Origin of the sequence: Robertmurraya siralis (assembly GCF_005502275.1) — a bacterium.
GTDB classification, from domain to species: Bacteria; Bacillota; Bacilli; order Bacillales; family Cytobacillaceae; genus Robertmurraya; species Robertmurraya siralis.
In genome coordinates, this window is the sequence record NZ_SWLZ01000002.1 from 361,916 (window position 1) to 380,927 (window position 19,012).

The following is a 19,012-nucleotide window of genomic DNA, read 5'->3' on the forward strand; positions in this document are numbered from 1 at the left end:
AAAGACAATTATCCTAAGGCAGTGGGTTTAGCAAAAATCGCAGAGAAGCATTGGGATATATTTGGCAGGATTCAGCTCATTCGACTTAAAAAAGGTGTAGATGGTCGTGAACATTTCTATCGACTAGATATGGGAAAAACAACGATTAGGAATAAAGTTCGTGGCATAACATCAAATGAGGAACTGGATAGAATTTTCGATACAGATGCTGTACGAGAAGATTAAATAATACATCTATCCTGTCTCCTCAACCTCAATAAAAAATCTAATCTGTCAACTCGACCCTATCGTTTTCAGGGTAGTTGATATGTTTCCTCAAAGAATAAAAATGAGGGTTTCCCGACTTTAACATCCTCGGCAAAGTAGCCGTGAGCAAAGTTCAATGTCAGGAAACCCTTTATTTATCAGTGCTTTGAATAGCCTTATTTCTCCACCTGTACCATAAGAATAATCATCTGCTAAATCCCACCTCTCCAACCCGCATTCCACCGTTCGAGTCATAATAAAGTTTTGCTACAGACCCCTCATTTTTATCCAATTTTGGATTAAAATCGATCGTTTTACGAGCCTTTTTTAGCTGTTTTTTCATGGTTTTTTCGGAGTTAGAATAAAGTTTTGACATAATAGAGGGAAGAAAATAATGGAGATAAGAGATCAAGAGGAAAGATAAAAATATTGGATAAGTATTGATTTGTTATTGAAATAGTATTGAATCGAATATTGGAAAAAGCCAGTAACATCAATAGTTTGGGAACATTACTGTATTGAAAAGATATTGAAAAAGACATGAAAAAACCCGGGTTCCTGATGAGGAAAACCCGAATTTTTAATGAGTTTTATATTGAAAAAGCAAAGGTTTATTCTTACAGAATTGGTGGTAAAGTTAGCAAAAGTTTATTATGACTGTCAAGAGTTTATTATTGATCTACATAGTAGAAAAAGAGTTTCAGATATAAGAAAATAGATTTTCTACTTAAATTACTTTCTTAACCTTTTGGTACAAAACCCACCAAGTAAGTCATCATCCACACTACTTTTCGAGAGTGAAGTATTTTAGAACAAAGATCAGAAGAACCTATTAAGCATCCAGTCCGATCTTAATTTAATTGTTCTTTTTCAATTTATCTATATGTCCACCTATTATGAACTCGAGATTATCACTAATTTTCTTAGAATCCCAATCCCACCACTTTATTGTTAGCCAATCCTCTATTACTTTATCTGAATAACGTTTTTTTATAACTATCGCAGGATTTCCTCCAACAACTGTATAGGGGGCTACATTTTTTGTAACAACTGATTGTGCAGCAATTATTGCTCCATCTCCAATTTTGACTCCAGGCATAATTGTTACATCTCTTCCTATCCATACATCATTTCCGACTTCAGTATCTCCTTTAATCGGCAGGTCGTCTAAGGTAGGTACATACATATCCCACCCACTGCCAAACAAATGGAATGGATAAGTAGAGCCATCCATTTGATGGTTCGCTCCATTCATAATAAAGGTTGTTCCTGGACCTATCGAACAAAACTTTCCTATAATCAGTTCATCACCTATTACTTCATAGTGATATAGAACTTGTTCTTCAAATGACTCTCCATGTTTACTATCATAGTACGAATAATCCCCAACAGAAACATTTTTTCTTGTTATAGTTGGCTTAATAAATTGAACATTTTTATTTCCTTCTAATGGAAATGGAGTTTGTGGATTTGGTCCAGGAAAATTATTAGCAGACATAAACTCACTCCTTTATATCATTGTTTAAAGATGACTTGCTAATTTAATCACAACGAATTATTTCACACAGGCCGAGGCAGCGGTCGTTTTTTCCATTTCCCCTACTAACTGGTTAAAGTCTATTTTTTTATAGTCAAAAAATGCTTAATAATGTTACTCGAAGTATGAATCAATTAAGAAATGGATTAAACTACCATGAAAGATATACTTTTAATAGAGGGGCTCTAAAAACGGAACAGCTGTATCATCTCCAATTCTAGAACTTCTTCAGAAAAAACCATATTGAACACCAATAAAAAAGATATAATTAATGGTCATATTCTTAATTTTAATTTACATTTTATTCAAAAAACACACGAGGATATTCAACAACTCCTGAAACTTTATCAAGGGTATTTCCGCCTAACTCCACTGCCATAAACGACTCGTCTGGCACTTCAAAAGGTGCTTTTATTCCCCAAGTGGATGCTTTTTTGAACCCGAACTTCGGATAATATTCAGGATGCCCTAAAACAACAACCGAATTAAATCTAAGCTCTTTTGCCTTTTGCAATGCTTTACTAATCAATAATTTACCTACGCCTTGATTTTGATATTCTGGTAGGACAGATACAGGTGCAAGAGCGAGTGACTCTACAACTTGATCTTCATTTTTAATTTTTATCTTGGATAATAGAATATGTCCCACTTGTTTGTTATCATCATTATCCATCGCCACTAAAGATAATTCTGGTATAAATACGTTTGAATTTCTAATACGAGACACCAAATGATGTTCATTTTTATCACTGTGCTCCGCATTAGCGAATGCATTCTTTACCACTTCTTCAGTTATTTTATAGTCTTTCACCTGTTCTTGTTTAATTACTATGTTCATTTCTTTATAGCTCCTGTTCAAGTACATATTTTTACTTTACTCTTTCCCTAGAAATGTTGTAATAACTCGGGTAAACTCTTCCGGTCTCTCTTTCTGTGGCCAATGTTTACACCCTTCCATTACATACAGCTCGGAAGCCTTCATAGCCTCATGTGCTTCAAACGCATGTTTAATAGGAACTGAGGTATCTTTTGACCCATGAACGATTAATGTCCGTTTTTTAATTTCAGATAGATTTTCTGCCAACTTAGTTCTAAGTCCTGTGCGTGTAATCTCACTTCTCTGGAATGACATAAATGCTTTACCAGCATGTGGTGCTTGTAAAAATCCATAAATTTCATCTACAAGTTCTTCTGATACATTATTAGGATTTCCAAATAAACTATTTAGCAGCGTCCACTTCACAAATCTTCTGCTTTTACTTGACCATTTATACGAAAGTTCATTGAGGAATGATTGTGTATACCAATAAGTGAGAAGATGATAAGGAAGTTTACTAAATAGCCCCCACGCACCTACTAATACTAGCTTTTCTACTCGAGCTGGATATTCGAGCGTATACCCAAGAGAGATTCCTCCACCTAAAGATAGTCCAACCAAGTTAGCCTTCTCAAGGTGAAGACGATCTATTATTTGATTCAATATATCAATGTAAAAGGAAAGTGAATATTCCACATTAGGTTTATCACTTTCTCCATACCCAGGAAGGTCAGGAGCAAATACACGGTGATTTTTTGATAAAGGACCTAATACCTCACTCCAAGATATATTTGCTGAATCAACTCCTGCACCATGCAAAAGTATCACAGGAGAACCAGATTCTCCAGCTGTATAGCAATTGACATTTATATCATTTAATTTTAGTTTTATCGTTTTAATTTCTGGAAAGTTTCCTATCATAATATTAATCCTCCACAGCATTTTAATAGATTCATGTTTCATCGCCTTTAAATTATGAACTATTTTAACTCGTTTATTTCATAATATACAAAAACTATTTTTTCTGCAACAACTTATGAACTATTTTTATTGTTTTATTACATAATTTTTATTAAACTAACAATGAGGTGAAGAAAATGGATGGGTTTGAAAAACGTAGGGAACAAAAGAAAAGAGACATTTTAAATGCCGCATTAGCCCTATTCATGGAGTATGGATTACAAAAGGTATCTATTACAGAAATAGCTAAAAAGGCCAATGTATCGCAAGTCACCATATATAATTACTTTGAAAGTAAAGAAAATCTAGTTCGTTTAGTTTTTAAGTTTTATGTTGATCAGATATGGGATGAACAAAAACATCTATTAGTTAATGACCTTCCATTTAATGAGAAGATTAAAAAGATTATATTTGAAAAAGGTATTGCCGCTAATCAAATAAGCGAACGATTTTTTCAAGACTTTATGAAAGATTATGCAAGTGGGCAGAGTTATGTTGAAGAAGTATATCAAAAGGAAGCCCTTCCACTCTTCATTAAACTTTTTAATGAAGGTAGAGAACAAGGATATATTGACTCTGAGATATCAGATGAAGCTATTTTATTCTATTTAAAGATGTTTCAAGAATATTTGCAGCGTGAAGATGTTGCCACAATGACACTTCCAATTGCTGAGGATCTTACCAAGTTATTCTTTTACGGCATAGCAGGTAAGAAAGAAGATTAAGACCTTGTTTACCAAGTAAAGTTGGGTAGGAATTCTTAAATTAAGTATTTAATAAAAATGAAGACTTATTTTCGGAATTACTCCTTGGGCTTATCCTCGATTAAACCAAACAAAAGCATTTGAGAAAAAACTTTACTGAGGGAATTTTCAAACTATAATTCAAGTAAATGTTCTTAAAGAAATATTTTATCAAAATAAGGAGTTGAATCTTGTTTTAGATTCAACCCTTCATTTTTTATCTATATTTTCTCTCTTTTTTCTTTTAAGAACTTCCAAATGTTCATTTTAACGATATTCGGATCAGAGTCGGTAATGTTTATTTTAATTGAGAGATTTACTTTTTAAACAGACAATTTTCCACCATAAGAATAATCATTTGCTAAAACCCCACCCCTCCAACCCGCATTCCACCGTTTCACTCATAATAATGTTTTGCTACAGACCCCTCATTTTTATCCAATTTTGGATTAATATCGGTCGTTTTTCGGGCATTTTTCGGCTGTTTTTTCACGGTTTTTTCGGAGTTGGAATAAAGTTTTGCCATAATAGAGGGAAGAAAATGGTTGAGATAAGAGGTAAAGAAAAAAGATAAAAATAGTGGAAAAATTATTGAGATTATATTGATTAGTATATTGGATAAACCCACTATTATCAATCGGTTTAGGTACATATATGTATTGAAATGATATTGAAAAAGACATAAAAAACTCGGGATCCTGATGTGGAAAAACCGAGTTTTTAATGAGTTTTATATTGAAAAAGCAAATGTTTATTTTGACAGTATTGGTGGTGAAGTTAGCAAGAGTTTATTTTGGTTGCCAAGAGATTAATATTTATCTACACCACTGTTCTTTTAAAAAAATCTCACCCCATCTTCACCCCACGCCAACCCGCATTCCACCGTTGCCGTTTAAAATAAAGTCACGCTATCTTTCCCTCATTTTCACACATTTTTAATCACGTTTTGCACGTTTTTCCGCCCTTTTTTCACACTTTTTGTTCACGTTTTTCTCGATTTAAAATAAAGTTCTGTAAGATTCAAATCAAGAAAAGATAGTAGTTACAAGGGTTTCGGGCATTTTGGGTACAGGACTTTATTTTAAACGGTTGAATATGGATATTGCGACTTTATTATAAAGTACAGGAGTTTATTGCTTGTCTACAACCACCCTAGACATCCACGCCACACACTCCACATGCCCCGTATGCGGAAACATATCCACTGGCTGAACTTCAACGGTCCGATAGCCCCCGTCCTCCAGGATTCGTAAATCTCGCGCCAGGGTAGCAGGATTACAAGATACGTAAACAACCTTTTTCGGCTTCATCTTGATTATGGTCTGGAGCAATGCCTCGTCACAGCCCTTGCGTGGAGGATCAACAACCAGCACATCAGCCTTATTGCCTGCCTCATACCATTTCGGAATCACGATTTCGGCTGCTCCTGATTCAAATACTGCATTAGTAATCCCATTCAATTTAGCATTCTTCTTGGCATCCTCAATCGCTTCAGGAACAAGCTCGACCCCGAATACTTTCCTTGCCTTCTGGGCTAGAAACAATGAAATCGTGCCAATTCCACAATAAGCATCAATAACTGACTCTGTTCCTGTTAGTGCGGCATATTCAAGGGCCTTATCATAGAGCACCTTTGTCTGAATGGGATTCACCTGATAAAATGATAAAGCAGAAATGGCAAAGCGCACATCGCCAATATAATCATAAATCACTTCATTGCCCCAAAGCACCTTTGTATGCTCGCCAAGGATAACATTTGTTCTTTTTGAATTAATGTTATGAATAATGGATTTGACCTTGGGCAAACGAGTAATGATCTCCTCCATAAGCTGCTCTTGATGAGGAATATCTGGAGTCCGAGTTACAAGCACAACCATCAATTCCCCAGTTTGTTGACCATAACGGGCCATAATATGACGCAGAACCCCTTTATGGGCACCCTCATCATATGGGCGAATGCCGAGCTTGGCGCAAATTTCTTTCACTATCTGAACTGCTTCATTAATTTCTGGAATTTGAATCAAACTTTCATCCGTATCGACAATTTCATGGCTTCTCGGTTTGAAAAAGCCCGCAATCAGTTGGCCATCTTTTTCGCCGACCGGAACCTGCGCTTTATTGCGATAATGCCACGGATTGTCCATTCCTAGAATCGGGTGAATTACAACATCTTCAAGTTTCCCAATGCGTGCCAGAACTTGGCGGACCTGATTTTCCTTATACTTCAATTGTCCATCATAACGAATATGTTCAAGCTGGCAGCCACCATATTTATGGAGTTCTTCTTTGCTGATTTCGACCCGATATGGACTTTTTTCATACAGTTCTATTAGTCTGCCAAAGCCATATCCTTTATTGACTTTAATAACCTTGATTAATGCTTTTTCTCCCGGCAGACCATTAGGGACAAAAATCGGATAGCCCTCAATTTTTGCTACTCCTGCTCCTTCATGAGTTAGATCTTCAAATATCACATCTATGTATGTATTCTTTTCAACCGGTAATGTACGTTTCATCGATAAATTCCTCTTTCATTCGTCCTTCATACATGTGAGATTGTATCATACCTTTATAGGAAAATAAAAAAAGCTAACATAATGCTAGCTCTTCATTCAATCAGTGTCGTTCACTTCGGCGTCCTTTGTTTTCTTTGAATCTGTGTGTATAAAGTCTTTTAAATCGTCTTGTACAGATTCTTCAGCGAGTGCTACATTTGAGCGATAAGCGGACCGAACTAACACGTGCGCTGCAACCGGAGCAGTTAAGAACACAAAAAATATGCCTAAAAATAATCGAATACTAAAGTAATGTTCCTCTAATAGAAAAAAGAGAAATGTTCCTACTAAGATAAAGAGAACTCCAAGAGTCGTGCTTTTGGAAGCAGCATGCGAACGAGTATATACATCAGGTAAACGCACTAACCCAATTGCACTTAACAAACTAAAAATGGTACCAATTAAAATCAACAAAATGGGCAGAACTTCACTTGGGATGTTTGCGTTCAATGACTACACCTCTTTCCAGATATCTTGCAAATGCAATGGTGCCAATAAAAGAGAGAATGCCGATCAGAAGGATGACCTCAAAAAAACCCGTACTCCTCATTAATACAGAGAAAACAGCAACCCCGGAAATAATATTAATTCCTAATGTATCAAGTGCTTGAACGCGATCAGACGCTGATGGTCCCTTCACTAACCGATACATAATAGCAATAATCGATAAAGTGAGAAAAATTAACGAGCAAATTAACATAATCTCTATCATAATCTCGTCACCCTCTTTATAGCCGTTTCAAATTTCTCTTTTGATTTAATAACAGCATTACTTGAGTCTGGAATATCCATGGCATGAATAAAAAAACGTTTGTTATCAGGTGAAATTTCAACTACGACAGAGCCAGGAGTTAGCGTCAATAATAATGCTAATAAAGTAACCTCCAAATCACCTTCCAAATCAGTTTCCAAAGTAAAGATCCCAGGTGAAATGTCAATCTTCGGCTTTGTGACCTGCCGAATCACCAGAATACTTGAGGAAAATAGTTCATAAATAAAAACGAGAACTAGTTTTAAAATGGCTAATAATGTTACAGGGTAAAATTTAGCAGGAAGAAATCTGCGTAAAATATATAACACTAGCAGTCCAAATAAAAAACCACTAAAGAACGTCAGGACACTCCAATTATCTTGAAAAAACATCCAAAGTACACCGATAAATAAATTAATTAAGATTTGCACGGGCATTTTAACCACCCCTTTTCATTTTTCCATCTAGGATTATGGTTTTGGATTAACGCCTAATACTGCTTCAATATATAAATTCGGATTCATTAATACCTCTACTGCTAAGTCCACATAATCATGAATCGCTTCTGCCCCTAGTCCAAGAGCAATGGTAAGGGTAGTTAGCAGGCCAATCGGCAGTAATAGACCTTTCGTTGTGCCGTACTCATCCTCTTCTCGAATAACCGTATATCCCCAAAAAGCATTCATAAAGACCTTCATAATGGAGTAAAGAACTAAGAGGCTGGTAATTAGACCAATCGCACCTAGCCAAAAATAACCCGATTCAAATGTTCCCTCCGTAATGAAGATTTTTCCGAGAAATCCACTTAATGGTGGTATCCCTGATAAGGATAAGGCAGCAACGAAAAACATCCAGCCTAATTGAGGATGCAAGCGAATAAGACCACTTAAGTCTTTCAGATTGCTCGTACCCGTTAGATAGATAATCGTTCCTCCTAAAAGGAAAATAAGTGCTTTAACAATCATATCGTGAATTAAGTAGTATAGCGCACCCGTCATCCCAACTGTAGTAAAAGAGGCAACCCCAGCTAAAATAAAACCAACCCCAACGATCACATTGTAGGTGAGAATTCTTTTGATATCCCAATAGGCAACCGCACCAATTGCCCCTAATCCCATTGTGATGGCAGCTAACAGCCCAATAAACCAGTGAGTCACCTCTGGCTCATGATAGAACACCAAAGTAAATACTCGAATAATTGCATAAATTCCTACCTTCGTAAGAAGTGCAGCAAAAATAGCTGAAATGGCTGTTGGTGGGGCACTATAAGCTCCCGGTAACCAAAAGAAGAGAAACAGTCCAGCTTTTAAGCTGAAAACAATTAAGAACAATATCGCAACAGTCGTCATCAGTCCTCCTTGGCCAACCTCCGCCACACGAAGGGAAAGATGAGCAAAGTTTAACGTCCCAGTCATTGCATAAAGAAAGGCAATTGCCACTAAGAAAAGGAAGGATGACAATATATTAATTAAAATATACTTTATTGACTCCCTCAGTTGGATTTTGGTTCCACCTAAAGAAATGAGGACGTAAGAAGCTACTAGCATAACTTCAAAGCAGACAAATAAATTAAAGATATCACCTGTTATAAATGAGCCATTTACTCCGGCAATTAAAAATAGAAATAGAGGATAAAAGTAAAACTTTTCTCTTTCCTCTCCTATGGTATGAAAAGCATAGAGTAAGCAGCAAAAGGCTACTATGCTCGTTACCATAATCAGCAGGGCTGCAAACAAATCAATCACCATACTCACTCCATAAGGTGCTTCCCAACCACCTAATTGAAGCGTTTGGATTCCCTCACTCTTAATTTGAAATATTAAATAAAGAGTTACAGAGCCTACAGCAAGCATAGAAAAGAGGCTTAAAAACCGTTGAATCTTTATCTGTTTTCTCATAATCACCATTATCATCCCTATAACAACTGGAATAATGATGGGTAATATCACTAAATTATTCATCTTCTTTACCTCTCAGTTGCTCCGTATCATCCGTACCTAAAACCGTATAGGCACGATAGCTTAATACTAAAAATAAGGCTGTAGTAGCAAAATTAATTACGATTGCTGTTAATAAGAGAGCCTGGGGCAAGGAATCAGCATAAGTCACATTTTCAATCCCCAAAAGTGGTGGTCCCCCTTTTTTTAACCCGCCCATTGTAATAATGAGAAGATTTACCCCATGTCCAATAATAGATGTTCCAAGGATAATCCTTAACAGTGTTTTCGTTAAGATCAAGTACGTCCCGATCATGAACAACAAACCAACAACTATGCACATTAATGTCTCCATTATCGATCATCCCCTATACTCATAATAATCGTTAGAGACGTTCCAATTACAGCAAGTGCAACCCCTATATCAAAAAGAACAGCTGTTGCTAATTCGGTTTTTCCAAAAATAGGGAGATTAAAGTAATCAAAGGCTTGGGTCAGAAAAGGAACACCCAATAACATAGCTCCAACTCCTGTTAGGACTGCAATTAATACCCCTAAAGCCGCTATCACTTTAAAATCAACGGGAAAGTTTTTACGAACCGTTTCAATATTAAAGGTTAAGAAAAGAAGAACTACGGCGGAAGAAAACGCTAATCCACCAATAAAGCCACCACCAGGATAATGGTGTCCTGAAATAAATAAGTTGATCGCAAATGTAAAAATAATCACAACCGCAACTTTTGAGACACTGCGAATCAAGACATCATTCGGCTCCTTCATTCTTATCCCTCCTTGCCATTCTTAATTTAATCAGCGTGTATACACCTAATCCCGCCATCGTTAAAACCAAAATTTCTAACATCGTATCGATTCCACGGAAATCAACAAGAATCGCATTAACAATATTCTTTGCACCAGCAAGTTCGTATGAATTTTCATAGTAGCTTGATATTGAATCGAACAACCGTGTCCCTTTGGCAGATAGTGCAACAACTGTAATGATCACTCCCACTCCAATAGAAATGATCGCATTTGTCATTTTAAACGGAATCTTCCCAATCTCTTTACGTAATTCTGGAAGATGATAGAAGCATAATAAAAACAGCACAGTCGTCACAGTTTCTACCACTAATTGGGTGAGAGCCAGATCGGGAGCTCGAAAAAGAACAAAGAAAAACGAAACAAGAAACCCTAATGCTCCGATTGCGAGGATCGACGTAAGTCTGGATTTTGAAAAAAGGACGGTCACTGCTGAAATAATCATGGCGATTACTAATCCCGCCTCATATATATTGATATCAGCATCCTGTGATACATCAAAAGTAAAGCCGCCAAACGTCCAAAATACCCCACCAACAATCACGACGATGAACGCAAATATATACACGAGGTAATCTCTGATAAAGCCAGTCATATATTTGTTGGTTGCCTTCTTTGATAGAACTTCCATATTCTCTAGACTGAAATTATAAATAGTATTCAGCGTTAAAGCTTGAGGATAGTAATTATAAATCCGATACCACTTTCTTATATAGAGATACATCAATATCCCTAATCCCACAACCCCCAGAGTCATTATTAGTTCTGGAGTCCATCCGTGCCATGGGCTAAGTTTGATACTTAATTCTCCTGCTTGAGCAAGACTCGGCAATACCCCTTCCCACGCAGGCAACAAAAAGTACTTAGAAAATAGATTTGGGAAAAAGAAAATTGCCACTACTAATATTGCTAAAATTAGTGGTGAGATTAACATCCCAAAAGGTGCCTCATGTACTGGTTTATCCACTCTTACAAATCTATGCTTTCCTCTAAATGTTTTAAACACAAGAATCATACTATAAATAAATGTAAAAATACTCGCTACCCAAGCAATAACCGGGATGACAAATCCAAGGTTAGCCAAATTGAAAATAGACATATTCGCTGCCTGAAGAGTTGCAGTAAAGAACAGTTCTTTACTAAGAAATCCATTGAATGGCGGTAGTCCTGCCATTGAAAAGCCACCAATAATCATTAATGTAAAAGAAATTGGCATTAGATGCATGAGACCGCCCAACTTTCGCAAATCACGCGTCCCTGTCTCATGGTCAATAATTCCTACCACCATAAATAGGCATCCTTTAAAAGTGGAATGGTTAACAAGATGAAAAATGGCTGCAAATATAGCGGTGGCATAAATGAAAGATTCATCGCCGTAACCGAAGTATAAAGCGCCAGATCCCATCCCGAGAAGACTCATAATTAAGCCCAATTGACTGATGGTTGAGTAGGCTAAGAGAGCTTTCAGGTCCGTTTGACGAACAGCATTGACCGAACCGTATAGGAGGGTCACCAAACCCACTCCCGTGACAATCCAGAACCATTCACCAGTCCCTCCAAAAATAGGAGTCAGCCTTGCAACTAAATAAATCCCCGCTTTGACCATCGTTGCTGAATGTAGGTACGCACTAATCGGGGTAGGTGCTTCCATAGCGTCGGGAAGCCAAATGCTGAATGGAAATTGGGCAGACTTCGTAAAGGCGCCTAATAAGATCAAAATCATTGCCGGTAAAAACAATGTGTTAGAAGTGATTGCTTCCAAATTGTGACTGGTTAACATTTCCCGAATACTATATGTATCTGACATCATCGCCAACATAATCAGACCAGCCAGCATCGCAAGTCCGCCAAAAACCGTAATAAGCATTGATTTTTGGGCACCATATTTTGATTTTTCACGTTCATACCAATAAGCAATTAATAAAAAAGAAGACACGCTTGTCATTTCCCAAAATACATATAAAACAAAAATATTATCTGAGAAAACAAGCCCGAGCATCGCTCCCATGAACATCAATAAATACACATAGAAGTTATGCAATGCTTCACGGTCTTTAGACATATAATAAATGGAGTAAAGCACAACTAGTGCACCAATTCCTGCAATAAGTAGGGCAAAGATGAGGCTTAATCCATCCATATAGATTGCAAAATCAATATTATAGGATGGGAGCCACGGTAATATTTTCATAAAGGTATTACCGCCAGAGATTTCGGGGATAAATGTAATGAGATAAGCAAATATGAATACTGGGATAAAGAACACAAACCAACCAGTATGAATTTTCTGATTGAATTTTTTATATAAATATGGCACAATCGTTGCAAAAATAAATGGTGTCAGCACCATTACGTGTATCCAAGACAATAGGTGTCCCTCCTCTACATTTAGACAAAAAGCTGTCAATTTCCAAACATTCTCCAACTTTGAAGTTCGAAAATCCATTGACTGAAAATGTGGCATGGGTTATAGTCATACATAGTTTATAAAATGGAACAAAAAATTAACCAATGAATACCCATTTTTATTTGAGGTGAATCAATAATGAAAACAATGAAAGAGCGGATGGATGAAAGCATCCTTGTCTGTGTTTATTATGGTCCGAATGGTGAACGTCTCATTCAGCGTGGCTGCAAAATAGCCAATATGCTTAATTGCCCCTTATATATTCTTACGGTTGACCCGAAACGTTTTGATGATTTAGACGCAGAAAAAACAAATTATATTACTAGATGGAAAGAATTAGCTGAACAGCATAGTGCAGAAGCTTTTATTTTGAAAGACAATGAAAAGAGACCTGTTCACCAAGTGATAGCAGAAGTTGCTCGAGAAAAACATGTTACTCAAATCATTATCGGTCAAACAGCTCAGAGCCGTTGGGAACAGATTGCAAAAGGATCCATTATCAACTCCTTACTTCGAGAGATCCCGTTTGTAGATCTGCATATCATTTCTGTTGCCCGCTATTTAAAAAATCCGGATAAACATTATGATAAAGGAATTCGCGCTTACTTAATCAAGGAAGATGACCATTATCGAATCATCTTTAAGCATACTAAGGATGTAGAATATGAAGGTATCTTCTTCAAGGAACTTGGAACAGATTTTAATAATGGCATCTTCAAGTTCATAAAAGGAACAGAGACATTGCAGGTTCATGTAGATGAGAACATTGTTAAAAGCTTAACAAATGTTGAAATGGATACTACAATAGAGGATGAAGACGACTATTTGTAATGTTAGCCCTCCAATTAAATGGAGGGTTTTCTTTATCAAACTCTTTTTTAAAAAATGGGACTTAGATTTTATAAATGGCGAGACTTTCCTCTATAAAAATGAATCATTTATAAATTCACATCTACCTTTATCAGCCTTTTTTCATTTTTATCAATTCCCAAATACCTTAAAGTTTCTGACGCAGATTGATGGCTGTAAATTTTCATTAAAATCGATATGGCAATACCTTTCCGATAAGCATGATAGCCGAACGTCTTTCTTAAGGTATGCATCCCAATTTTCCCTTTAATTCCAACTTCCTTTGCGGCGGCATTGATGATTCGATACGCTTGCTGACGAGAAATGGGCTTGTCATTTTTCTTTGATTTAAATAAATAATCTGTTTCTTTAAAATCATATTGGCTAAAGTAAATACTCAATGCCCACTTTACACGATCGTTGAGATAAAACGCCCGTTCTTCCTCTCCATTTGAATCCTTTAAATAAAGGAACTCCTTAACCTTCTCTCCATCCCATACATCTGTGATCCTTAATGAAAGCAGTTCACTTACTCTTATTCCTGTATTAATTCCAAAAATAAACAATAGCAAATCCCTTTGAGAACTCTTTTTTAAAATACGTTTAATCGCATTAATTTTTTCGATATCCCTGATTGGCTCGACGTACTCCACAGAATCGCCCTCCGCTTATGTTACATAATTATATCCTAACATATACTAAGTTACATGACAATTCCTTAGTATCCCTTTTCACTAGAAACCTTTTGAAAACCGAAAACAGTAATGTTCATCTTTAAAAGTTCAACCTTTGCATAGAATTGCGAGGATTTTCCGGTTGATTGAATTTAGATGCGGGATTTATTGAAATTCTGAGGAAATAAAAGCGGGGGCAAAAAAGCCCTTGAATGTGAGAAGAAAGCCACCATCTACAGCTCGACACAAAATCGAAATAGAAAGTGTTCTGTCACATCAAGGGCAATCAATTTTTCCATGTATTTTTACTGCGGGTTATTAATAAACGACATGTCTTAGTTCGAAAATTGCAGCATTCACCAACCGCATCCTCAGAGGACTCATCAAGAGAAAAACGAACCGTTTTTTTCTCCTACTGTCAAGTGTTTTATTTGGCAATCCTTCTAATCTGGCCGGTCTTCATCCCGTATTTGATCAATCGGAACGAATACCTCTAGGTGACGGTATAAATTGACGAATTCTGCCGGAAGTATTCCTCCGAATTCCCCATCTAAGTTCAGTTGAACTTTATCATCAGAATGGACTTTAATGCGGTTTGCCTGTGTATAAATAACAGATGGATCATGAATATGTTCACCGCGAAGAGCAAGGGTGGCGACACGGATAAAGTCAGCTAGATTAGTTTTTTTCAAAATGAGAAGTGAAAATAAACCATCATTAATCGAGGAATTCGGTGCGAGCTTCTCGAAGCCACCCACTGAGTTTGTGAGGCCGACTAAAAATAGCATGACCTCTCCTTCGAACAGTTTTCCATCATACTCGATTCGAACTTCCGTCGCTTTGAAGGAAGGGAGCATCTCAATCCCTTTCAAATAATAAGCTAGTTGTCCGAGCATCGTCTTAAGCTTACTTGGCACCTCATAAGTAAGCTCTGTAATACGACCACCGCCACTTATATTGATAAAATATTTATCATTCATCCGACCGAGATCAACCGGGATTGTGTCACCCTTAACAATGATCTCTGTTGCCGCATCAATATCTCGCGGAATATGCAATGCCCTGGCAAAGTCGTTCGTTGTGCCAGCAGGAATAATTCCAAGCTTCGGGATGTATTTTTGTTCAGCTAAACCGTTGACGACCTCGTTGATCGTCCCATCTCCTCCAACCGCGACAACAAGATCATGCTTACGCTCAACCGCAACTCTTGCTGCTGTAGTAGCATCACCAGCACCAGTTGTTGCATGACATGAAGTCTCATAACCTGCCTTCTCTAGTTTTTGTAGAACTTCAGGCAAATGCTTTTTGAATGCTTCACGGCCTGAAGTTGGATTATAAATAACTCTTGCTCGTTTCATATCTATCCATCCTAAACATAATATTTAAATCGCTCCAAGTGCTTTTTACATTAGTAAATAATTCCATACCTATCATATCGCAAAAGAAGTCTGACTTCCACTTATAGACCTTTTTCTTTCTTCATAAAAAAGAGAATTCCCAGCCTAAACTGAGAATATCTACTTTAAGGACTCACCGTTGACACATTTACCTGATAGGCTCTTTTTATATCAATACTATGTGTACCTGCGCCTATTTTCATCCTACCATTTTGGTTTAAATCGCCATCAAATTCCGGTTTTGAAGTTACCGTCCACTCGCTAGTCTCACTGAGTAAGTCTTGAACTTGTTGGGCAGAGATTTCAACATCGCTATTTTCCTGAATGAGCAGTGAAACCTCTCCGGCATTTTCGATTAACCAATTATTGCTAAGCTCCCGCGGTTTTAAAGTGATACGATTATTTTGCCCCGTTATTTCAAATTTAACATCCTTAGGCACTAATATTGTCACTTCCATATTGCCATAGTAGTGGTAAAACGGTCCATTTCCGTTTGGTAAATTTTTCATTTCGAGGTATAATGTATCCCCCTTTGTGTTGATGGACATATAATCTTCCACTTTCGATAGAAGTTTCTTTTCTCCAGTTGGAAAGGTTGCTGTATATGTCCCAAACATTGATATTTCTTGACTATTCGTTCCTTCTATAGCAATCTCATGTTCCGTCTTTAACACAATCCTTTTTATATTCTGATCAATCGTTTGAGAAAATGGCGGAAGCTCTACTGTTCGTTCCTCACGGGTCATCAATTCTCCGACAGCATTCGTAATCCCCAGTGAACTTACAATCGCAAATGCAATTCCGATTGTTCCTATCATTCCAACAAAGAAAATACTTAAGAAATCATATTTTAAGAACGGCTTTTCTTTTCTTGAAACAAAAAGATAAAGAAGGATTTCAATCCCTAAAATAATGAGAATAATTGGCCACCACGAAATCATAATGCTCATCATGCTCAAATCGAAAAACTGTGAGAGAAGAAGGAAAATTCCTAGAAAAAGTAGAGAAGCTCCCATTGAAATCGTCCCGACTCGCCATGTTCTAATCTGTTTCTCCTCCATCATTCTGCCTTACCTTCTTTCTTTCGTTTACTTCCCATTAATAGTTTGATTCCGCCGCCAATCATAAGAACACAAACGATTCCTGTTTGAAAATAGCGATCGAACCAATAACGTACATCAATATTGATCAATTCACTAATCATTGGAGAGAAAGCCGGCAGTACAATATTGCTTGTTAAATAGTACAAACCTAATAAAACGAGTCCAATTCCAACCCATTTTTGATGATTAATAAAATGGGAGATAATCGGAACATCCTCCAACTCTTCCCTACCATATCTTGATGCTTTTTGTAAGCCGTCAAAGAAACTGTAAAACCAAATAATTGGGATGAGAAATAAGAATATCCCTAATCTTAAAACATCTAAAATATAAATGGAAAAAAGAAATGCTGCCATTAGCTGAATCCCGCGCTTTTGTAAACCAAGGTATAAATGACCCGCACCCGGGAAAATGGAGAGAAACGTCGCAATTGATTTGCTCTTTTTCCCGACCTCTCTTTTCATTTCTAAATCTTCTAAAATAGAACGGTCAACAAGTTCTTCTCCTAATTGCTTTTTGTTCAATTGCTGCATCGTATCAAAAAAACCGTACACCCAAATAACCGGGAGCAATGCTAAGAAGAGAAGAAACTCCATTCTTGACGACAATACCGTCACAAAAATCACCATGATAATGGTTCCTAAAAATGCTGTTAACAGCGTCATGCCACGATTCATCAATCCCAATTGAAAATGCCCAACCCCAGGAATGAAAGAGAGGACAATCGTAAAAAAACGCTCCTGTTCATTCGTTTGCACTTTTGATGGCTGCTGACCCTCTGTTTGCATGAATCCTGCTTTATAAACTGTTTTCGGCGCCGTTATGGCAGTATCAATAATATTGACTATATAGAGGATCACGCCCAAGATAAAAATAATGATCGCCAATCCCTCTTCCAATGCTGACATGAGGACAATGAACAAAAAAATTAACGCAAATTCTCCAAACATATAAGCTAATCCCCGAACAGTTTGCCTTAAGTACAGCAAACCGCCACCTGGAAAAAAAGATAGTAAAAACGCCAAAATCGGGTTTTTCATTAATTGTCCGCCCCCTTATTTTTCAGTTGATCCATCCACGCAAATGTTTTATTGACAAGCTCTTCTGTTACAGAAGGCGTACTTTGCTTGAGCTCTGAACCTTCTACTGCATCAACATAATTCGTAATTGATTGAAAGATGCCCGAAGCCATGAATAACAGTGTCATCGCAGCTGCAATTGTATAATGGAATAAGGTCTTTTGATAAAAAGGAACTTTTTTATCAATCTCCTTTTCCTTTGACTCGATCACTTGAGCCATGATAGCATTCGTAAAATCATCCGTATTCGACAAAACAGGTAATGTCGGTTCGAGTTCTGTTACTGCCTCAAGATAAAGCTCCAAACATTGGTCACAGGTGTATAAATGATCTTCATACCTTTCTCGGTCTCTTTCATTTAATTCATTTTCCACGTATCGTTTCCACTCGTCATATGAAATATGGGTCATGAAAAATCGTCCTCCTTCCAATGCTTTTTCATCCAGAGACGTGCCCGATATAACTTTGTTTCAATCGTCTTCACTTGGACTTGCTGTTCTTCTGCGATTTGCTGATAGCTTTTTTCAGCGATATAAAAATCGTAGATCACTTCCCGATAGTTTTCCGGAAGCTCTCCCAGCCTCTTTCGTACTAATTCTCGTCTTTCTTTATTAATGACTTCCTCCTCAATCCGATCACGAGTTGTTGCGAGAGAGTCATATTCAAGCGATTCGACCATTTCTTCTGGCTTTCTTGCTTTTTTTCGTTTTAGATCAATCGAATGATTGACAGCAATTCTTTTCATCCATGTTTTAAAGCCCTGATTCTCATATTGGGGGAGAGAATGGTAGATCTTTATAAACACTTCTTGAGTAGCATCTTCAGCATCCTTTTGATTCCGCAGCACCGCATAAACTGTTTTAAACAACTCCGTCCGGTACTTTTCAACAAGTAGCCTGAATGCATGATCATTGCCGCTTAATATTTTCTTAATTAGAACCTGATCGTCAATCTCTCTCTCCCCCTTTCGAGCAGCTTCTAAACAAATAGACGACATCCGTTGATAGAACCCCTACACTATTTTTAAAAAGGCTTTATTAAATAGAATTGTTGTTAAAATGAGCCAAACATCGTTTTCTAAACCATATAGAATGAAATAATTATCTCATAAAAGACTCTCAAGATATGGTAAGATTTA

20 protein-coding genes are annotated in these 19,012 nt (G+C 37.0%); 3 read left to right on the plus strand and 17 right to left on the minus strand.

Going from position 1 to position 19,012, the window contains the following annotated elements; genetic code table 11:
- The first annotated feature begins 21 nt into the window (after positions 1–21).
- Positions 22–225 (plus strand): hypothetical protein, encoded by a 204-nt coding sequence (locus FCJ93_RS04730; RefSeq protein ID WP_211344083.1) that lies wholly within the window; start codon positions 22–24, stop codon positions 223–225.
- Positions 226–1,102: 877 nt separating this feature from the next.
- Here FCJ93_RS04730 and FCJ93_RS04735 read toward each other — a convergent pair.
- The 3 genes from FCJ93_RS04735 to FCJ93_RS04745 form a co-directional block, all read right to left on the minus strand.
- Complete coding sequence (locus FCJ93_RS04735) at positions 1,103–1,744, minus strand: Vat family streptogramin A O-acetyltransferase (protein WP_018664385.1); 642 nt, start codon at positions 1,742–1,744, stop codon at positions 1,103–1,105.
- 340 nt (positions 1,745–2,084) lie between these two features.
- Entirely contained in the window at positions 2,085–2,621 is a 537-nt protein-coding gene (locus tag FCJ93_RS04740) for a GNAT family N-acetyltransferase (RefSeq protein ID WP_137743049.1), read from the minus strand.
- Between the two features lie 36 nt (positions 2,622–2,657).
- Positions 2,658–3,521: an alpha/beta fold hydrolase gene (locus tag FCJ93_RS04745; protein ID WP_018664383.1), complete on the minus strand. Its 864-nt coding sequence runs from the start codon at positions 3,519–3,521 to the stop codon at positions 2,658–2,660.
- A 176-nt stretch (positions 3,522–3,697) separates the two neighbouring features.
- On the opposite strand from FCJ93_RS04745, the gene FCJ93_RS04750 reads away from it, so the two are divergent.
- Complete coding sequence (locus FCJ93_RS04750) at positions 3,698–4,285, plus strand: TetR/AcrR family transcriptional regulator (RefSeq protein WP_018664382.1); 588 nt, start codon at positions 3,698–3,700, stop codon at positions 4,283–4,285.
- 1,148 nt (positions 4,286–5,433) lie between these two features.
- Here the strand turns inward: FCJ93_RS04750 and rlmD are convergent.
- From rlmD to FCJ93_RS04790, 8 genes are all read right to left on the minus strand, one after another.
- The gene (rlmD, locus tag FCJ93_RS04755; RefSeq protein WP_137743050.1) at positions 5,434–6,819 is read right to left on the minus strand and encodes a 23S rRNA (uracil(1939)-C(5))-methyltransferase RlmD; all 1,386 of its coding nucleotides are present in this window, start codon (positions 6,817–6,819) and stop codon (positions 5,434–5,436) included.
- Positions 6,820–6,915: 96 nt separating this feature from the next.
- Positions 6,916–7,308, minus strand: a complete 393-nt coding sequence (mnhG, locus tag FCJ93_RS04760; protein ID WP_095309054.1) for a monovalent cation/H(+) antiporter subunit G — start codon at positions 7,306–7,308, stop codon at positions 6,916–6,918.
- On the minus strand, positions 7,286–7,570 hold the full coding sequence (locus FCJ93_RS04765; RefSeq protein ID WP_095309055.1) for a Na(+)/H(+) antiporter subunit F1: 285 nt from the start codon (positions 7,568–7,570) through the stop codon (positions 7,286–7,288). The genes mnhG and FCJ93_RS04765 overlap by 23 nt, the downstream gene beginning before the upstream one ends.
- The gene (locus tag FCJ93_RS04770; RefSeq protein WP_095309057.1) at positions 7,567–8,046 is read right to left on the minus strand and encodes a Na+/H+ antiporter subunit E; all 480 of its coding nucleotides are present in this window, start codon (positions 8,044–8,046) and stop codon (positions 7,567–7,569) included. Before FCJ93_RS04770 ends, FCJ93_RS04765 begins: the two co-directional genes overlap by 4 nt.
- Before the next feature lie 33 nt (positions 8,047–8,079).
- Positions 8,080–9,570: a Na+/H+ antiporter subunit D gene (locus tag FCJ93_RS04775; protein ID WP_137743051.1), complete on the minus strand. Its 1,491-nt coding sequence runs from the start codon at positions 9,568–9,570 to the stop codon at positions 8,080–8,082.
- The gene (locus tag FCJ93_RS04780) at positions 9,563–9,901 is read right to left on the minus strand and encodes a Na(+)/H(+) antiporter subunit C (RefSeq protein ID WP_095309060.1); all 339 of its coding nucleotides are present in this window, start codon (positions 9,899–9,901) and stop codon (positions 9,563–9,565) included. Before FCJ93_RS04780 ends, FCJ93_RS04775 begins: the two co-directional genes overlap by 8 nt.
- On the minus strand, positions 9,901–10,326 hold the full coding sequence (locus tag FCJ93_RS04785) for a Na(+)/H(+) antiporter subunit B (protein WP_095309062.1): 426 nt from the start codon (positions 10,324–10,326) through the stop codon (positions 9,901–9,903). Before FCJ93_RS04785 ends, FCJ93_RS04780 begins: the two co-directional genes overlap by 1 nt.
- Positions 10,310–12,733: a Na+/H+ antiporter subunit A gene (locus FCJ93_RS04790; RefSeq protein ID WP_095309064.1), complete on the minus strand. Its 2,424-nt coding sequence runs from the start codon at positions 12,731–12,733 to the stop codon at positions 10,310–10,312. The genes FCJ93_RS04785 and FCJ93_RS04790 overlap by 17 nt, the downstream gene beginning before the upstream one ends.
- Before the next feature lie 177 nt (positions 12,734–12,910).
- Here FCJ93_RS04790 and FCJ93_RS04795 point away from each other — a divergent pair, with 177 nt between their 5' ends.
- Positions 12,911–13,603 carry a universal stress protein gene (locus FCJ93_RS04795; protein ID WP_095309066.1) on the plus strand — a complete coding sequence of 231 codons (693 nt, stop codon included), beginning with the start codon at positions 12,911–12,913 and terminating at the stop codon, positions 13,601–13,603.
- 107 nt (positions 13,604–13,710) lie between these two features.
- Here FCJ93_RS04795 and FCJ93_RS04800 read toward each other — a convergent pair whose 3' ends face one another.
- The 6 genes from FCJ93_RS04800 to FCJ93_RS04825 all read right to left on the minus strand — a co-directional run bounded on the left by FCJ93_RS04800 (position 13,711) and on the right by FCJ93_RS04825 (position 18,871).
- On the minus strand, positions 13,711–14,274 hold the full coding sequence (locus tag FCJ93_RS04800) for a tyrosine-type recombinase/integrase (RefSeq protein WP_095309068.1): 564 nt from the start codon (positions 14,272–14,274) through the stop codon (positions 13,711–13,713).
- A 464-nt stretch (positions 14,275–14,738) separates the two neighbouring features.
- Entirely contained in the window at positions 14,739–15,653 is a 915-nt protein-coding gene (locus FCJ93_RS04805; protein WP_095309070.1) for a diacylglycerol kinase, read from the minus strand.
- A gap of 164 nt (positions 15,654–15,817) precedes the next feature.
- Positions 15,818–16,756, minus strand: a complete 939-nt coding sequence (locus FCJ93_RS04810) for a LiaF transmembrane domain-containing protein (protein ID WP_095309072.1) — start codon at positions 16,754–16,756, stop codon at positions 15,818–15,820.
- Positions 16,753–17,835, minus strand: a complete 1,083-nt coding sequence (locus FCJ93_RS04815; protein ID WP_137743052.1) for a hypothetical protein — start codon at positions 17,833–17,835, stop codon at positions 16,753–16,755. Before FCJ93_RS04815 ends, FCJ93_RS04810 begins: the two co-directional genes overlap by 4 nt.
- The gene (locus tag FCJ93_RS04820; RefSeq protein ID WP_095309076.1) at positions 17,835–18,284 is read right to left on the minus strand and encodes an anti-sigma factor family protein; all 450 of its coding nucleotides are present in this window, start codon (positions 18,282–18,284) and stop codon (positions 17,835–17,837) included. The genes FCJ93_RS04815 and FCJ93_RS04820 overlap by 1 nt, the downstream gene beginning before the upstream one ends.
- On the minus strand, positions 18,281–18,871 hold the full coding sequence (locus tag FCJ93_RS04825; RefSeq protein WP_095309078.1) for an RNA polymerase sigma factor: 591 nt from the start codon (positions 18,869–18,871) through the stop codon (positions 18,281–18,283). The genes FCJ93_RS04820 and FCJ93_RS04825 overlap by 4 nt, the downstream gene beginning before the upstream one ends.
- Positions 18,872–19,012 lie beyond the last annotated feature (141 nt).

Excerpts from the sequence above, each read along its gene's own strand:
- FCJ93_RS04735 (WP_018664385.1), bottom strand. The coding sequence starts at position 1,744 with ATGTCTGCTAATAATTTTCCTGGACCAAATCCACAAACTCCATTTCCA.
- FCJ93_RS04780 (WP_095309060.1), bottom strand. The coding sequence starts at position 9,901 with ATGGAGACATTAATGTGCATAGTTGTTGGTTTGTTGTTCATGATCGGG.
- FCJ93_RS04775 (WP_137743051.1), bottom strand. The coding sequence starts at position 9,570 with ATGAATAATTTAGTGATATTACCCATCATTATTCCAGTTGTTATAGGG.
- FCJ93_RS04745 (WP_018664383.1), bottom strand. The coding sequence starts at position 3,521 with ATGATAGGAAACTTTCCAGAAATTAAAACGATAAAACTAAAATTAAAT.
- FCJ93_RS04750 (WP_018664382.1), top strand. The coding sequence starts at position 3,698 with ATGGATGGGTTTGAAAAACGTAGGGAACAAAAGAAAAGAGACATTTTA.
- FCJ93_RS04820 (WP_095309076.1), bottom strand. The coding sequence starts at position 18,284 with ATGACCCATATTTCATATGACGAGTGGAAACGATACGTGGAAAATGAA.
- FCJ93_RS04795 (WP_095309066.1), top strand. The coding sequence starts at position 12,911 with ATGAAAACAATGAAAGAGCGGATGGATGAAAGCATCCTTGTCTGTGTT.
- FCJ93_RS04740 (WP_137743049.1), bottom strand. The coding sequence starts at position 2,621 with ATGAACATAGTAATTAAACAAGAACAGGTGAAAGACTATAAAATAACT.
- FCJ93_RS04805 (WP_095309070.1), bottom strand. The coding sequence starts at position 15,653 with ATGAAACGAGCAAGAGTTATTTATAATCCAACTTCAGGCCGTGAAGCA.
- FCJ93_RS04770 (WP_095309057.1), bottom strand. The coding sequence starts at position 8,046 with ATGCCCGTGCAAATCTTAATTAATTTATTTATCGGTGTACTTTGGATG.
- FCJ93_RS04825 (WP_095309078.1), bottom strand. The coding sequence starts at position 18,871 with ATGTCGTCTATTTGTTTAGAAGCTGCTCGAAAGGGGGAGAGAGAGATT.
- FCJ93_RS04765 (WP_095309055.1), bottom strand. The coding sequence starts at position 7,570 with ATGATAGAGATTATGTTAATTTGCTCGTTAATTTTTCTCACTTTATCG.
- FCJ93_RS04810 (WP_095309072.1), bottom strand. The coding sequence starts at position 16,756 with ATGATGGAGGAGAAACAGATTAGAACATGGCGAGTCGGGACGATTTCA.
- FCJ93_RS04785 (WP_095309062.1), bottom strand. The coding sequence starts at position 10,326 with ATGAAGGAGCCGAATGATGTCTTGATTCGCAGTGTCTCAAAAGTTGCG.
- rlmD (WP_137743050.1), bottom strand. The coding sequence starts at position 6,819 with ATGAAACGTACATTACCGGTTGAAAAGAATACATACATAGATGTGATA.
- FCJ93_RS04815 (WP_137743052.1), bottom strand. The coding sequence starts at position 17,835 with ATGAAAAACCCGATTTTGGCGTTTTTACTATCTTTTTTTCCAGGTGGC.